Annotated in this window: 14 protein-coding genes and 2 pseudogenes; 6 read left to right on the top strand and 10 right to left on the bottom strand. The window is 41.7% G+C overall.

Annotated elements, in window-relative coordinates; translation table 11 throughout:
* Positions 1-101: 101 nt before the first annotated feature.
* Positions 102-353 (top strand): annotated as a pseudogene (locus MKX46_RS07950) (phenolic acid decarboxylase); the annotation flags it as partial.
* Between the two features lie 137 nt (positions 354-490).
* Here the strand turns inward: MKX46_RS07950 and MKX46_RS07955 are convergent.
* From MKX46_RS07955 to MKX46_RS07965, 3 genes are all read right to left on the bottom strand, one after another.
* On the bottom strand, positions 491-691 hold the full coding sequence (locus tag MKX46_RS07955) for a hypothetical protein (protein WP_340956438.1): 201 nt from the start codon (positions 689-691) through the stop codon (positions 491-493).
* A gap of 1 nt (position 692) precedes the next feature.
* The gene (locus tag MKX46_RS07960) at positions 693-1,010 is read right to left on the bottom strand and encodes a hypothetical protein (protein ID WP_341071928.1); all 318 of its coding nucleotides are present in this window, start codon (positions 1,008-1,010) and stop codon (positions 693-695) included.
* A gap of 403 nt (positions 1,011-1,413) precedes the next feature.
* Positions 1,414-1,980 carry a GNAT family N-acetyltransferase gene (locus MKX46_RS07965; protein ID WP_341071110.1) on the bottom strand — a complete coding sequence of 189 codons (567 nt, stop codon included), beginning with the start codon at positions 1,978-1,980 and terminating at the stop codon, positions 1,414-1,416.
* Between the two features lie 424 nt (positions 1,981-2,404).
* On the opposite strand from MKX46_RS07965, the pseudogene MKX46_RS07970 reads away from it, so the two are divergent.
* The 5 genes and pseudogenes from MKX46_RS07970 to MKX46_RS07990 all read left to right on the top strand — a co-directional run bounded on the left by MKX46_RS07970 (position 2,405) and on the right by MKX46_RS07990 (position 8,390).
* Positions 2,405-5,573: pseudogene (locus tag MKX46_RS07970) on the top strand (contractile injection system protein, VgrG/Pvc8 family).
* A 12-nt stretch (positions 5,574-5,585) separates the two neighbouring features.
* Entirely contained in the window at positions 5,586-5,990 is a 405-nt protein-coding gene (locus MKX46_RS07975; RefSeq protein ID WP_199767821.1) for a hypothetical protein, read from the top strand.
* A gap of 439 nt (positions 5,991-6,429) precedes the next feature.
* Positions 6,430-6,717 carry a hypothetical protein gene (locus tag MKX46_RS07980; RefSeq protein ID WP_340932865.1) on the top strand — a complete coding sequence of 96 codons (288 nt, stop codon included), beginning with the start codon at positions 6,430-6,432 and terminating at the stop codon, positions 6,715-6,717.
* Positions 6,718-7,223: 506 nt separating this feature from the next.
* Complete coding sequence (locus tag MKX46_RS07985) at positions 7,224-7,763, top strand: hypothetical protein (protein WP_341071111.1); 540 nt, start codon at positions 7,224-7,226, stop codon at positions 7,761-7,763.
* A 267-nt stretch (positions 7,764-8,030) separates the two neighbouring features.
* A complete protein-coding gene (locus MKX46_RS07990; protein WP_029515604.1) occupies positions 8,031-8,390 on the top strand; it encodes a putative zinc-binding protein in 360 nt (119 codons plus the stop codon).
* A 134-nt stretch (positions 8,391-8,524) separates the two neighbouring features.
* On the opposite strand, the gene MKX46_RS07995 is transcribed toward MKX46_RS07990, so the two are convergent.
* The 7 genes from MKX46_RS07995 to MKX46_RS08025 all read right to left on the bottom strand — a co-directional run bounded on the left by MKX46_RS07995 (position 8,525) and on the right by MKX46_RS08025 (position 15,462).
* Entirely contained in the window at positions 8,525-9,049 is a 525-nt protein-coding gene (locus tag MKX46_RS07995) for a VOC family protein (protein ID WP_340932868.1), read from the bottom strand.
* Positions 9,050-9,100: 51 nt separating this feature from the next.
* Entirely contained in the window at positions 9,101-9,727 is a 627-nt protein-coding gene (locus tag MKX46_RS08000; RefSeq protein WP_341071112.1) for a type 1 glutamine amidotransferase family protein, read from the bottom strand.
* Between the two features lie 109 nt (positions 9,728-9,836).
* Positions 9,837-10,799, bottom strand: coding sequence for a helix-turn-helix transcriptional regulator (locus MKX46_RS08005; protein WP_340956454.1), 963 nt, complete (start codon positions 10,797-10,799; stop codon positions 9,837-9,839).
* Between the two features lie 537 nt (positions 10,800-11,336).
* Entirely contained in the window at positions 11,337-12,218 is an 882-nt protein-coding gene (locus tag MKX46_RS08010) for a carbohydrate ABC transporter permease (RefSeq protein WP_029515617.1), read from the bottom strand.
* Positions 12,219-12,273: 55 nt separating this feature from the next.
* A complete protein-coding gene (locus MKX46_RS08015; protein WP_341071113.1) occupies positions 12,274-13,155 on the bottom strand; it encodes a carbohydrate ABC transporter permease in 882 nt (293 codons plus the stop codon).
* A 26-nt stretch (positions 13,156-13,181) separates the two neighbouring features.
* The gene (locus MKX46_RS08020) at positions 13,182-14,525 is read right to left on the bottom strand and encodes an extracellular solute-binding protein (protein WP_341071114.1); all 1,344 of its coding nucleotides are present in this window, start codon (positions 14,523-14,525) and stop codon (positions 13,182-13,184) included.
* A 136-nt stretch (positions 14,526-14,661) separates the two neighbouring features.
* Positions 14,662-15,462, bottom strand: coding sequence for a response regulator transcription factor (locus MKX46_RS08025; RefSeq protein WP_165149581.1), 801 nt, complete (start codon positions 15,460-15,462; stop codon positions 14,662-14,664).
* Positions 15,463-15,464: the final 2 nt, after the last annotated feature.

Raw genomic sequence — 15,464 nt, forward strand, 5'->3', positions numbered from 1 at the left:
ATAAGCCCTTAATTATTTAATCGACTTATACCGCCTTAAAGTTTATGATTCTTTCGGCGAAGCTTCTCCGATACTGAACCCATCCAGCCATTTCATTGACCATGCATGGTATTATTTTCTTTCCGAAATGGGTGCATGAGCATCCAGACATTAAAGTACGCTATCAAAATGATTTCATCCCTCTGATGGAAGAATCGCGTGAAAAGTATGAGACTTATCCGAAGCATGTAGTTCCTGAATTCGCATATATTACTTTCATTGAAAATGCAGGTGTGAACAACGAGAAGTTGATTGCCCAGGCACCTTACGCGGGCATGACAGATGATATTCGTGCGGGTAAGTTGCAAGCATAGTCAATCAAGACGAATTGAACTGAAAAGCCTGAGCCTGTGTCTCATAACGTAAGACAAATTAAAACACCTACCAACCTGGTCATACCCTGTCTACTTGACAGGGGTATGACCAGATTGGTAGGTGCCCAGCATCTTTTTTAATATTCTCTATAATCATCTAATCTCCATTGGCTATTCTTCTTTCTCTTTTTCATCATGAACATCATCTCTAATACAACATATACAAACTGTGCTCCGTCCTTCATGCCCTGCCAGTACAAAGCTTCATTCTCCAATGCTTGCTTGTAATGATGCTTATCCTCCCATTCCGAGAATTCAGGTCTGTTCACAATATCCATCTCAGAAAGTCTCTTCGATTCCTCTGGGTAAGGCATCAGGATCAATATTTACGCTAATTCCCAGTCGGTCAACAACCAGGTTCTGAATCGTACTTTTACCGCTTCCATTATTCCCCGCAAATACATACATCATTGGTATATGTTTATGCATGAGAACATCCGTATCCGCAACAGGAACAATGTCTCCATTGTTGTATTCTTTTACAATTTGGCCATCCGGCGTTTTATATACAATATAGGTATCGTTCGCTTTCGCATCCAACTTGGCGCGATCTCCTGTAAGCTTAATCAATTTCTCCAGATCTTTAAATTTATCCAAAGGGTTCACCTTCCCTGCATCTGTATTTATTTAAAGTAATTGAACCACAGCAAGTTGATTGCACGTCACAGAAGGGAATAACCTTATTGCTTAAGGAATTCTTACAGGTAGCGTACAAAGAAAAGAACGCCAAACTAAGGACGCTCTCTTGAATACTCACATTTTCAGTTAAATACATCCGGATGTGTCCAACCACTTTAAATCCAAAAAAATCAAAACATTTATTTTGTTGTGCCATACCTTATTTCTATAAGCTTTTCCCCAGCTCGTAAAGGACATAGGAAGCTACAATTAAGCACCTCTATATATCGACTCGACATAGCTTTACTACGGCCTCCACGTGTGTCGAGAGGATGGAACGGATTTACTTGAAATTAACTCGTTCCATTTTAAAAATAATAGTTCAATTTCCTTCTATTTCTTTTTCAGCTAAGCTAGCATACTCTCTTTTTAGCAAAGAATAATGGTATTGATCGCATATCGAACCATCACTAAACCAATAATGCTCTCGATAAGTTCCCTCCAGCTTAAAATGGAATTTTTCTAATAATTTTATAGAAGCTTGATTACATGCTGCAACCGTTGCATAAATTTTGTTCAACTCCAAATCCTTACGTTCAAAAATGGTATCTATAAATAGCTCTAACAATACATTCGCATATCCTTGTTTTCTATGTTTTAGAGGCAAATAGTATCCGATCTCGGCACTTTTATTTCGAGAATTATAGTCAAAAAGCTGTATCTTTCCTATCCGCTTATTACCGTTACTTTTATCAACCAAGATATATATTAATTGCCCATTTGCAAGCCTTTTCAGTACATTCTCTTTATAATTGTTATATGGAGGAAGTTCGATTATGGGTCGGCAAGTATGTTGCTCTTTTTCGCTTTCAGTAAGACTCCAATCATATAAGTCTGGTAAGTAATCTTCAATATTCCCACCAGTTAAAAGTACAAGTCCTCTTATCATTCTATCACTCCATTATTTTTAAATTTAGATCGTTTGGATAGGGTATCATTTTGGTTTTAAGTATCTATTTTGGCAGCATGGAAAAGCATCGAAATAGCAAACCATGTGGCGTATTACCATATTCCTATATTAACTCTTGTTACACTTCCCTCTCATCCTCCTACTTCCAAAAATAAACATAGCAAATCCCCCAACCGATGGGTCATTCTGTAAACTAAATCTCTCTTTTAACCGATAAATACATATGTTGGGTTGTTTGTTAAATATCGCCTCTCGTCCCTTTTTAGCGTACAAACCTTGTTATACATATTTATATTGACTCACTGTTATACTCATCTGCGGCTTCTTTAATCAAAAGCAATTTCAAGAAGACGTCCTTTACTTAGAAATACCCATCGCATCTAGAAAGGAGACATGAACTCACTTGAGCGTATTATCAGATGGGATCGGATATGAAAGCCTACGCTTTTATGGTCCCTTTCAGCCATTACACATCGAACAACTTCAAATAACACGCGCCATTAATGATCATGCCTTTTTACATATCAATGGCATGCTCTCCGAAGAACAGGGAGCAGCTTGTATCGGTCAAAATATGGAGCAAGAGCCGATTGTGATTCGTCAGTTGGATGAGCAGGGACAATCGCTGAGAAGGCTGTTCCATGGGATTGTTACACGTATGTCCGTACACTGTGTGCGAGGCGTGTATACGTTTGAACTGGAGGCCGCTTCCCATTCGCACCAGATGGATATCAAACGTAAAAGACGCTCCTACCAAGATATTCATCGTACCTATGATGATTTGGTCACTGCGCTGGTTCGAAAATATCAGTACGGAGATGCCATTGATACGGTAAGCCACTATGCCAAACTAGAGACATTTGTTTTACAATATGATGAGACGGATTGGGCGTTTTTAAAACGCCTCGCTTCTCGCTTTGGTTCCGTACTTGTGCCAGAGGTAACCGCAGCTTCGCCCAAGGTTTTCTTCGGGATGCCTGAAGGCAAGCAGCATAAGGTAGAGCGGGATGTATTTTATCGAGTACGGAAAACGTTTCATGAGTTGGATGCGGAAAAGCCGGGAGAACGTGCTGGCTCGTATGTCACCTATATGATTGAAAGCCTGCAATACTATGCGCTTGGCGACCTCATTACGTTACCCATTGGACAAGGTAAAGAGTTGGTCGTGGTTCGAGCAGTGACTACGCTAGCGGACGGCCTACTGCGCACCCGTTATGATCTTCAAGCTGAACAAGATATCCGCTATGCGCGGTATGAAAACGATCAGGCTACTGGAATTTCGCTGATAGGAACGGTACTGAAGGTACAGCAGGATTTCGTCCAGCTTCAACTCGACATTGATCCCAAGCAAGACCCGGCTAAAGCCTGCTGGTTCCCTGTAGCCACCCGTTATGTTGCCGAAGAACATAGCGGCTGGTACGATATGCCTGAGATCGGGGAACAGGTGGAATTGTATCTGCCAACACACCGCGAACAGGATGCCTATGTAACGGATTCGCTGCGACAACAACGCCACACCCATGGACAGCCGAATGTGAAGGTATGGCAACATATCCAAGGTAGCGGCGTAGAAATGTCTGAACATGAACTGACCCTATCCACCTCCGGTGAATTTTCCATTACACTGCATGAAAGTAGCGGCATTACCATCAACAGTCCGGGGAATGTGCAGATTCAGGGTGGTCATGTGAAACTGGGTGCAGGCGAGGAACTATCACTGGAAGCTGGCACGGCGCTATACTTAAAAGGTGGAGCCAGCAGCATGATATTGGATGGTGAGACAGACACCAAAGCCCCAGTGATTTATCAAGAAGGTACGGTAAAAGCTCCAGTTTTCGTAGCTGACCTTCCTCCTGTGCCTGAGCCGCCACTCATGAGCATAAAAGCCTATGAAGCAGCCCAGTCAGCAGCCAAGGATTCATCTAGCAGCCAAGGATTCATCTAGCAGCCAAGCCTCTACCCCTAAAGCAAAAGTCACCAGTCCAGCAGAGCTTCAACAGGCGAATGCCATGATGGGGACAGTATCCAAGCTATTAGGCTCCATTCCTGTGATGGGAAAAGTGGCTGGCGTTGTTGCGGGAGCTTTAGGTGGGCCTGTAACGGGTGTCATTATGAAAGCAACCGCAGCGATCCCTGTTCGGAGCAAAGGAACCCCTACCGTTGGAGGCAGTAAGGGGAACGGCATTCATCCTTTGAAACACTTGGCTGGTCTAGCATTACAAGGGTTAATTACTCAGTATGAACATGAGCAAGCGAGACATGCCTACTATAGCAAATGGATTCTGGGGAAAGTGTATACAAGCGCACGTCAAATAGTACATTCCGGCAGCCGATTAGAGCTGATCCAAAACTTGCTGACAACATCGAAAACCATGGTTCATGCCTATCAACAGGTACCTAAAAGTGTTAAAGATAGAATGCTGAGGGAATATAAAGAACAAGAAAAAGCTAGGGCTGAAGCTGCTCTTAAAGCAGAAAAAGAAGCTAGAGCTAAAGCCCTTAAAGCGAAAAAAGAAGCTGCGCCACCAGAGCTTACAGATGAAGAGTATGAGAGAATTTATAGTGATTATGTCTATTGGGCTTCATTAGAAGGTGATCGCAGACCTGAAATTCCGCTAGGAAGCTACCGTGCTGAGGACGGGGTGGTTCGTATGGCGAATGGAGATCCAGATTTTAAATACTACGATGACTGGAAACAAAACTATCCAGGAGATTTTTTGGTTCTATCTAATCAAGAGGGCATCACACCGGAAGAACAACGATGGATGAGCTATGCAAACCTAACAGCAGAGCCGTTTGCACTCGACGGTCGAGGTGGTGAAGGTAGAGCCTTTAAAAATGAATTCTCCAAAATGAGCAAAGAAGGGGCATCTGAGAACGCTAGGCTCGCAAGAGAAAATGTGAGGGGAATCCAACAGCGAATAGATCAGAAGAGCATCACCACAAAAAATGCATCCGAACCTATTGAGAACACATCAGAAGTTATGCCTTCAAAAGCAGGTAAACCCAAGGAGAAAACTCCTAAAAATGAGGGGACGGGTAAACCTAATAAAAAGAGAGAAGAAGAGAATACCAAAAAGCGTGTATTGGAGAATATTGAGAAAAGTAAAGCCGCCCGAGAAACTTCAAATTACGATGAATATTTAAGAAAAGAGAAGGAATTACTTAAAGAAATAGAGAAGAAGAATGCTCTTGAGGGGATGGGTAATGGTGGTAGGAATCTCCTTAACACTACAAATCCTAAGGATTTCCTTGATGAGGCTTTGGAACAACAGGGTCTGACGAGTATACCAAAGGGACTTAAGCATCCTTGGACAGCAGATGGATTTGTATTTGAGGTAAGAATACATCCCGGTAATAGTCAACATACGAATGCGAATAGTATTTATAGAGTATCAAGAAAGTCAGCTCCAAATCCTGATCCTAAAATTCAAGGAAGTGGTACTGAGTATTTGGGGACGGATGGTAAGTGGTATAAGGAAAGTGAACTTAAAGAATTCTTTAAGGATGGAACGAAAAACCCTAATTTTAATGCCACTGGAGCAAAAAATACACATATAAATTTACCATAGGAGATGATTCTAGTGTTTATTATGAATTTAGATGAGGTAAATGTAGAGATTGACAAAATTAATACTTATTTAAGTAGATGCTTATGGATGGATTTTGAGTTTTGTCGTATGAACGCAGGACAAATTGTGTTGTCAGGTAGCATAGATCAAAGTAGTGATGAGTATGCAATTGATATTGAGTTTGAACAACCGTATTTTGTTTCTACTTTGTTTTTATGGCATGGGGATACATCTAAAATATTTATTGAATTGGCAAATGATGAAGAAGCAATGGAAATGAATCAAAAATACAATGTGGAATTTGGGAATTACATTTTCAAAATAAGTGTAGAGGGTTTTGATAGCCCGCCGATTATCATAGTGGCAAAAAAAATATCATGCAAAATCCTAAATGATAATCCTTTTCCAAAATCTTAATCTATCTACTCGAATACTGTCATAATCTTGATTTGTTAAATACTTTTCAAGGTTTATTTGGAGGAGGTGGGTGACGAATGAACCTATCACTCAACCAATAACACATATAACCCATGTAATACCCGTATAAAAAAAATTCTTCATTTCGGTTGTACGCACATCAAATGCTTTAATTTTATAACCTAAATAACGCTACTGCGTTACATTGAACAGGTCGATTATGGTCAGATACTACTATGATTGACCTTTTTTTGTTATCCTTATTACTTAAATAGGTATTTCACCCAATATTTCAATCTACATATAAACCCAAATTCTCTTAATGAAAAATATATTTTTAAAGATAATTCAACATCCCTCCACACAATATAATGACTTGCCATTCCTCCCCATCAGAGTTAACATACACACACTCAAACAACGGGAAGGAAAATGTGCTATGTCAAATTGGCCAGATTGGTTTCTCGAAGCATTACGCCAACGATTTTATCATTTAGAACTCGCTAATGAACAAAAGGCTTCATGTTCATCAGAGGACAACAATCTATTCACTCAAATGGATCAATTCAAAATTAACCAAAACGAGGATATTCAGCAACCACTATCCGAATGGGAAGAAGCAATTGGCTACCAGTTAAGCCAGGACAAACAATCCATGTATATGGAAGGAGTAAAAGACGGGATTCGACTGATTCTCCTCCTCATACACCCCACAGTTACTCGTTAGTCTTTTTATCGCATTAGCCTATGATTCTGTTAGTCCAATATTTCATCTATGCTCATTCCACTTTTCAAGGTAAAAACAAAATGCGCTGGTGAGAGAATCGTGATCTTCTCCACCAACGCATTAAATAGGTTATCATCAAATTGTTCCAGTATATCTTGCCGTGAGCTTAGTACTTGAATGATTTCATCGACTCGCTCCTTGATTTTTCTTTCTGATCCTCTTCCTCCTCTAATAACAAAAAGAATGCAGTGTTATCTGGAAGCAAAGACAAAGCAGGATTATTGCCAAAAGATTCTCTTAATGAATATGCAGTGGGAAATTGCACAGAAATAGATGCAGTGAATCAAGCACTAAATCAAAGGCTAATGTGAATGATTTATATATATACTATTAAAACAACTCCACATCGAATTTGGAGCAGCAAAAATAGCCTGCGAAAACTGCACATTTACTTTAAAAAGAAATATTGCTGACGCACTAACCGGATGGTATAAAGGAGACCAGCGATGATGCACATGGAAAAATTCAGACATATTTCAATGAGGGGTAGAGTTGCATATGGTATTAGCTGTTTTGAGAACGCTATTATAGCCTTGAAATATAATGTTAATGATTGGAAGATCGTTTTAAATTATTTATGGGAATTCACTAATATACAATACTTGGATGATTGGAACGATATAGTCGTTGAATTAATTCCTGAGAATTTAAAAGAATTCAAAACATACGAGGAGGAAGAGTTTGAGAAGTTGAGTAAAGATGAATTCATATACTTGTATAGCTTATATCAAAATATTGATGGATCAGTCGACGCCTTACTACGAGGTATTTATGACCTTGGTATCAGTCATGCGTACACTGTAATCGAAGGATACGGCGAAAGCAGTTTGAAATCTTTAGAGAGAATTATAAAGCTCATGATAGATTACAATTTTCCATTGCCAAGTATCGACCCATTTCTAAAATTTTCTATAGAAGAAAATAGAGGATGGGGTGATAAGTTTGATGGTACAAAATTATCTAAAATTCTTCAACCAGGAAATTGATAAGTTTAATTGCACCTAAATATTAAAATTTCAAAAGCTTATTCCAACTTAAATCTATGAGTTGGGATAAGCTTTTTTTCTAAAGATCTAGCTGATTTACATACACACAGTTAGCCTTATAGCAGATTTCACAAAAATAATGTCGTGATCACGATCACGGTTTAGACTGTAAATTTAAGTTAAAATACAAACAATTTTAAATTTATTTCAGCTGAAACCAAAGATACCGTGATCGATCACAAAGAAAAAACAAGGAAGTGTACAAAGATGAAAAGAACTGATTTACCTCTTGTCTATTCATGTTCTGGATGTTCCTCTGCAGCACAAACCGCTAACATGATCGCTATACAAATGGATCGAGAAAAGGTTGCTGAAATGTCCTGTATTGCTGGTGTTGGTGGTGATGTCAAACCGCTTGTCAGAACAGCAAAATCGGGACGTGACATCATTGCAATTGACGGCTGTCCCTTGTCCTGTTGCAAGAGCTGCTTAGCAAGACATGAGGTTCAAGCCAAACACCATTTCCTGCTGTCTGACTTTGACGTACCCAAGATAATAGGAGAAGATCCTAACCCCGATCATTATAGGAATGCTTACACACAAATCTTAGAACAAATTGGACAATAATTCTTAATCAAAATAAAAGTGTGTATCGAATTTTTACTGGTGGCTCCTAACACATCTTTAAGGGTCACCAGTATTTCTATTACACATTTCAGCAAACTGTCACTCTTAATACTTTTTATTAAAAGTGATTACATTTATTCTCCACTAAAGCTTTTGGCCCATTCAGCAACCCTACGACTACTTTCTTCTTCTGACAAATCCTCGATTCTGGTCATAATAGACCATCTTACTCCACAAGGATCCAGTATACTTCCGAATCGATCACCTGAAACAAAGTTTGTAACGGGTTCCCTTACTTTCGCTCCTCTTGCTACCGCATTTTCAATGACCTGATCCACATTCATTACGTAAATTCCGAAAGAATAACACGCATTGTCTCCATCTGGCGGCAAGACCAATTGATATGTCGGATTCGCTGCCCCCAGCTGCAAAAAACCATTTCCAAAATCTAATTCAGCATGAACAATGATTTTATTGCCATTCTCATCAGGAAATTCAGTAATATCCTTAACCCTTGCATTGAAAACACTTTTATAAAACTCTATTGCTTCAGAAGGATTCTTCACTGTAATAAAAGGGGTAATAGATGTAAAGCCGTTGGGTATCCCCTTCTTTGTATATTTACCTGACACTCCCGTATATTCTCTGCTTTCAGTCATTTTGACTCCTCCTTTAAATGATCGTAACAGTTCAGTTTTATGCTTATTCCTTTATTGGATTGAATTCATCAACTCATAGTAATATTTGGATGCACGAGTCTTATTTAGACTATACCAGGCTTCTAATGTCTTAGAAGAAAACACACCCAGAGCTTTCAAGACGTGTACGGAAAATTCCAAAGGAGCTGTTCCAGATGCAGTGATTAGTTTTCCATCGGTTACAGCAGACTCCATTTTGTAATACTTTTCGCCCGTGTAGGTGGGACAGATCATTTTGAGGTATTCCAGATCATTGCTTGTATGCCAACGTGAATTCAGTAATCCTGCCTGGGCAAGTCCCATGGTCCCACCACAAATCGCAGCAACCCATATCCCTTCCTCTAAGCACCTCTCAGCGATTTTTAAAATCGGTTGATGAATGGTTTCTGTCCATGTATTTCCACCGGGTAAAATCAATGCATCTGTGCTTTCAATACTGCACTCATCCAGTTTGATGTCAGGCAGTATTGTCAATCCGCCCATGGTAGTTACAGGAGTCTTTTCCAGTCCCACGGTAACAATTTTGGATGGGGACAGCCCCTTTTTATAATATCTCCCCGAGTTCAGTTCGGCAGTTAAGTAACCAATCTCCCAGTCTGCCATAGTGTCAAACACATACAGATATACCGTACTATTCATTCACAGGTTCTCCTTATTTTATAATTTATCAAGTGATACCAACCCTCGGTAATCCGTGATTATCCTCATTATAAAAAAGCTTCACTGACATCTGCTGTCAGTGAAGCTTTTAACGTTGATAATATTCCATTAACTCCGACGCAACAGCAACAAGTTTTTTCTTCAAACTCTGTGGTTCGATGACTTGAATAGATTTCCCGTAGGTTAGGAGCAAATAAGGGACATATGTATGAAGTGATTTTTCCTCAAGCAAAAAGATGGCTTGATTGGATGTGCGCTCTTTCAGATGATGCCCCAAAAACCAATGCAGACATAAGTCATCCAATGCCTCCGACCTGCCTTCGATCATTAAAGAAATTAAACCGTCCTTGCCTACTAAATCAGGCAACAGATTTTGCATAAAAAATTCACGAGCCGAAAAAGCCTCAGGACGCTTAAATAGGATTGGAGTACGCTTGATTTGTAGAATCCGATCTGCCCGAAAGCTACGGATCTCATTCCGTAGGTGACAAAAAGCAACAGTATACCATTTACTGTTCCAGTAAACCATTCCATAGGGGTCTATCACCCTATTCTTGGGTTGTTCTTCATGGCTTGTGCGATAATCCATTTCTACAGAGAATTCGTTGGCTACAGCCTGCTCCAATTCTGCCAATATCGGCTGAAGAGAAGGTTCTCCCATGCGATTTATCACTTCAAATCCGGCTAAATGACGGCTAAGTATACTTTCCTGCTCTTGATTCGAATACATTTTCAATTTTGATGTCGCACTGCTTAATGCCTCACTCAAAGGGTATCCAGCTTCTTTTGCAAAAACAGCAGCATGAAGGAGTGCCTTTTTCTCCTCCATATCAAATAGTAAAGGTGCTCTAATAAAATTATTCAGCAAGCTATACCCGCCATTATGGCCCGTGTCGGATATTATAGGCACTCCACTGGCGCATAAAGCATCAATATACCGATAAACTGTCCTTATATTTATTTCTAACTTTTCGGATATTTGTTTTGCGGTCATTTTTACACCCGAATTCAACATCCATAGAATGGCCAGCATATTATCATTTTTTGGCATAACATGAACCCTCCTCTCTCATTAAACTCAATCTTTTATAAATATCTCTTTATACTCCTCTTACCACCTATTATATGCTTTTTTCCATTTTATACGTCCCTCTCATATCTTCCAATTCCAGATTTACACATAGTAAATGGGTCATTCTGTAAAATAAATCTAATTTGACTCACAGTTACAGTTACAATTTCAAATAACAAGTATCGTTAACGATTATGCCTATGTATATATCAGGGGCATATTCTCCGCAGAATAAAGAGTTGCCTTAATCGAACAGGGTATGAAGCAGGAGCCTATTGTGATTCGTCAGTTGAATGATCAGGGACAATCGCTGAGAAGTTTATTTCACGTAATGGTTACGCGTATGTCCGTACGCTGCATGCTAGGCTTGTATACGTTTGAATTAAGGGTCATGGCATCATCCTCAACTCAAACTAAACTCACGCAAAAAAGCCCCCCTAGCATTCATCGGACAAACCAAGAGGTTTGATCCAATGTCTACACTAGGGGGTGCTCTTCTAACCAGGGGAATTTGTTTTACCCCTTAACCGACCCGGCTGCGATCCCTTCCACAATCCGGTCACTCATGATGAGGAACACGAGCAAAATGGGCAAAATGCTGATCATCAGCGTTGCTCCGATAGCTCCCCAGTCGGTCGTATATTGTCCGATAAAGTTTTGAACACCAACGGTCAGTGTTTTGTTTTCGTCCGAACTAATAAACGTATTCACGAAAATAAACTCATTCCAGTTATAGATCATATTAATAATAGACGTCGTTGCCATAACGGGGGTTGTCATGGGCAGCACAATCCGGAAGAACATTCGGTTGACGGAACATCCGTCCATAACGGCCGCTTCTTCCACTTCACGGGGCAGGGCGTAATAGAATCCCAGCAAGATCATCATCGTTGTCGGCAGATTAAAAGCAACATACGACAGGATGATAGAGAGTGAAGTGTCTGTTAAATGCAGTTTGAGAAACATACTGAACAACGGAATCAAGGTGGAATGGACTGGAATCATCAGTCCGACCATAAAGAGCCCGAGAACCAGCTGGCTTCCTTTCCACCGCATACGCGTAATGGCAAACGTTACAAAGCTGGCGAGCAGCACCGTTAACGCCACGGATATGACCGTAATCCACACACTATTGAAGAAATACCGCCCGATATTGCCGCTGGTCCACACATTCATATAGTTCTCCCAATGTGGCTGGGACGGGAGTGCAAACGGCGGAAGGTTAAACACTTCCTGATTATTTTTAAGTGAGAACAGCATCAGCCACACCAGCGGTAAAAGCTGCGTCACCGCCAAGATGATTAAAATGATATACAAAGCGGCATAACCGACCCGGTTTAACATTTTGCCGCGGGTAGCGACTCCAAGCGGATAGTTGGCGGCTGCCTGGGTTTTCATATCCGTTCCTCCCTCTTCCTGTCCTTTGTTACCCTCATCTATTTGCATGACCGTATTATGAATACTGGATGGTGTCACTAGGAGCCGTAACCTTGCGGATCAGCCACGTAGCGATCAGACAGATGAGCAACAGGGCAAAGGCTGTAGCGCTACCGTATCCAAAATCAAAGCTGCGGAATGCCTGGTGGTACATGTACGAAGCCATCACTTCACTGGCTCCATTCGGCCCACCATCCGTCATGACGTAGATGAGGTCAAAATATTTGAGCGAGCCGACAATGGACAATATGATCGTAACGTTAATCACCTCGCGCAACAGGGGCAATTTGATACGAGTCGCAATCTGCCAGGCACTGGCCCCGTCAATCCGGGCAGCCTCCATCAGCGTTTCGGGAATGTTTTTCAGCCCGGCATAATAGATCAAGATATAAAAGCCTGCATATTGCCAAATAATCGGGATGAACAAAGCAAACAGCACCAAGGACGGATTAGCTAACCATTCAGGCGGGTTGTGAACTCCGACCGACGCCAGTATGGAATTGAACACTCCGTTTGTTGGATGATACATTTTGAGCCACAGCTGTGCGATCGCTACAGATGACAACAGCATGGGAATCAGATAAATTTTCCGCAGCAGATTCGCTCCCTTGATTTTTCCTGACAAAATCATCGCAATGACCAGATAACCGATCAGACTGATGCCTGAAAACAAGGCCAGCAGCAGCGAATGCCAGGCACTTTGCCAGAATGCACTGTCTGTGAGCAAATGTTGATAATTGTCCAGCCCCACAAAAGTCATAGAACCGATTCCATTCCACTGATTCAGGCCGTAATAGCCGGTCAGTACGATGGGTACATATATTACGGCTAATAACAGCAGCAGAGAAGGCAATACATAGAGAGCAATGACAAGCTTATTGGACATGACCTTTTCCACGGTTGGACCTCCTTAGGTGGTCAATTTCAATTTCCTTTCTCGATGGCAGCCTTATGCTGGTCGGCAAATTGTTGCGGTGTCACCGCTTTACCAAACAACGCCTGAATCATATTCAAATGTACCTGCGCTGCATTCGGCTTCATCTGTACATCGGCGAACAACGTAATACTGCTGGCTTGATTCAGTCCGTTCAGCAAATCGACATACAGCTTGGGCAATTTTTCTTTGGAGGTGTCCACTTTCGTCGCCGGAATAACGCCCGCCTGTGTGACCGATTGTTCTCCCCATTTGACTAAAAAGTATTCAACGAACGCTTTGGCCTCTTCTTTCACCTTGGAATTCTCAGAAACAAACAAACCTACTCCCGGACCTCCTACCCAACTGTTCTCGTTGCCCTTACCGCCTGCAACCATCGGAAATTTAAAGAAGCCAATTTGATCTTTAAATGCTTGCGGGATTGCGGGATTGGTCGTAAAATTCGGCAATTCCCAAGTAGCCATTAAATACATAGCCGCTTTGTTGTTCATAAATTCGGATTTTCCCTCATCATTGGACAAGCCGTTAAATCCTTTGTTAAAGGCATTCATATCCACAAGCGTCTGAACTTCGGAGGCCGCCTGAATTAAACCAGGGTCATCGAACGATCCTGAGCCGTCAATCGCTTTTTTCAGCGTTTCGTTACCTGCTATACGGTCCGCCAAATACATATACCAGAGCGAGCCGGTCCAGCGGTCTTTATTGCCCAATGCAATCGGTGCTACTCCATGATCCGTAAGTGTTTTCACAACCTGCTTAAATTCGTCAAATGTCGCAGGTACCTTCAAATTGTATTTTTGGAATATGGCTTTGTTGTAATAAATGGGTGTAATATTTAATTCAATCGGAAGCGCATACGTTTTGCCATTCAGCGCATAAGCTTCGGTCGTTCCCGGTACGAATTTGTCCTTCAGCTTGGAACCTTGCAGCAGGTCATCCATCGGCGTAAATAATCCACCTTTAACGTAAGGCTCCATAAAGCCTGCTGCCCAGGTGATGCCGATATCCGGCAATTCATTGGAAGCTGACAGCACTTTGAGTTTGTTTTTATATTGTTCATTTTCCAGCACTTCCTGCTGAATGACGACATTCGGATGATCCTTTTGGTATTGATCTATAATCTGAGTCACTAGCTTGCTCTGCTGTGCCGAACTTCCCTCGGGCCACAGGTGCATCATTTTGAGTGTAACCTTTCCCCCGTCTCCACTGGAACCGCCTTGACCATCTTTACCAACACCGCAACCGGATAACACCAGCATGAATGACAGCAGCAGGGTCAACCCAGCAAACCATTTTTGATGTGAGCGCTTACGTAAACCATACTCGTTGGACATCGTTAGACCTCCGTTTGTTGTATTTATATTTTTTTGTAACCGTTATCATTTGTAAGTTTAGCACTCTATTCCTGCTTTCAACAGGGTACGCTCATTGGGTATAATTCCACTTTTATTGGGTTTGATCTGCCTACTGTCAGTCGATATTCTCCGGCCCTGTACGCATCTGCTGCCTGTAGCGGCTGGGACTTATCCCCTCGGTCGCTTTGAATACTTTAATAAAATATTTATCTGTTCGGTAGCCTGATCGTTCGCCGATTTGGGCAATCGTCAATTGGGTATGCAGCAGTAGCTCCTTGGCCCGTTGCATCCGCAGCCGATGCAGATATTCGCTGAAGGACAAACCACTTTGCTCCTTGAATAAAACACTAAAATAGCTCGCATTCAGGTGTGAATGCGCGGCAGTCTGCGCCATCGTAATGGATTCGTGAAGATGCTCCGCCATAAAGGTGAAGGCACGTCGTACCGGATCACTAAGGGTAGCCGCCTGGAGATCAAGCTCTAGGAGAACAGGGTCAGCCAGCTTGTCCAGCTTCTCGTATCGCTGCCGCTCCTCTTCCAGCCGAAGCGCTTCATTGACCGCATTCAGCAGCTCTTGTTTATCAATCGGTTTGAGCAAATAATTGACGGCTCCCAGACGAAGAGCCTGCTGGACATAATCAAACTCCGCATAGCCTGAGATGACAATGGTCGCTGGTCGTCGTGAATCCCGTTCCAGAGAGCGGATTAAATCCAGCCCACTGAATTCCGGCAACCGGACATCCGTAATCAACAGATGAACCGTCTCTGCACGCAGTATATTTAGTGCTTCCAAACCATTACCGAATGTCACAATCCGGTATTTCCCGGCTGCCCATTGCTCCAGTGTCTGGTGTATCCCCTGACGTGTTCGCTGTTCATCGTCTACAATGACAATGGTTTTGGATGAAACACTCATTC

It is taken from the genome of Paenibacillus sp. FSL P4-0113, assembly GCF_038009305.1.
Lineage (GTDB): Bacteria > Bacillota > Bacilli > Paenibacillales > Paenibacillaceae > Paenibacillus > Paenibacillus polymyxa_D.

Coding starts and splice junctions, on each gene's coding strand:
- MKX46_RS07995 (WP_340932868.1), bottom strand. CDS start 9,049: ATGACTGAAAGCAGAGAATATACGGGAGTGTCAGGTAAATATACAAAG.
- MKX46_RS08020 (WP_341071114.1), bottom strand. CDS start 14,525: ATGTCCAACGAGTATGGTTTACGTAAGCGCTCACATCAAAAATGGTTT.
- MKX46_RS08005 (WP_340956454.1), bottom strand. CDS start 10,799: ATGCCAAAAAATGATAATATGCTGGCCATTCTATGGATGTTGAATTCG.
- MKX46_RS08025 (WP_165149581.1), bottom strand. CDS start 15,462: ATGAGTGTTTCATCCAAAACCATTGTCATTGTAGACGATGAACAGCGA.
- MKX46_RS07955 (WP_340956438.1), bottom strand. CDS start 691: ATGGATATTGTGAACAGACCTGAATTCTCGGAATGGGAGGATAAGCAT.
- MKX46_RS08010 (WP_029515617.1), bottom strand. CDS start 12,218: ATGAAAACCCAGGCAGCCGCCAACTATCCGCTTGGAGTCGCTACCCGC.
- MKX46_RS07980 (WP_340932865.1), top strand. CDS start 6,430: ATGTCAAATTGGCCAGATTGGTTTCTCGAAGCATTACGCCAACGATTT.
- MKX46_RS07990 (WP_029515604.1), top strand. CDS start 8,031: ATGAAAAGAACTGATTTACCTCTTGTCTATTCATGTTCTGGATGTTCC.
- MKX46_RS07965 (WP_341071110.1), bottom strand. CDS start 1,980: ATGATAAGAGGACTTGTACTTTTAACTGGTGGGAATATTGAAGATTAC.
- MKX46_RS08000 (WP_341071112.1), bottom strand. CDS start 9,727: ATGAATAGTACGGTATATCTGTATGTGTTTGACACTATGGCAGACTGG.
- MKX46_RS07985 (WP_341071111.1), top strand. CDS start 7,224: ATGATGCACATGGAAAAATTCAGACATATTTCAATGAGGGGTAGAGTT.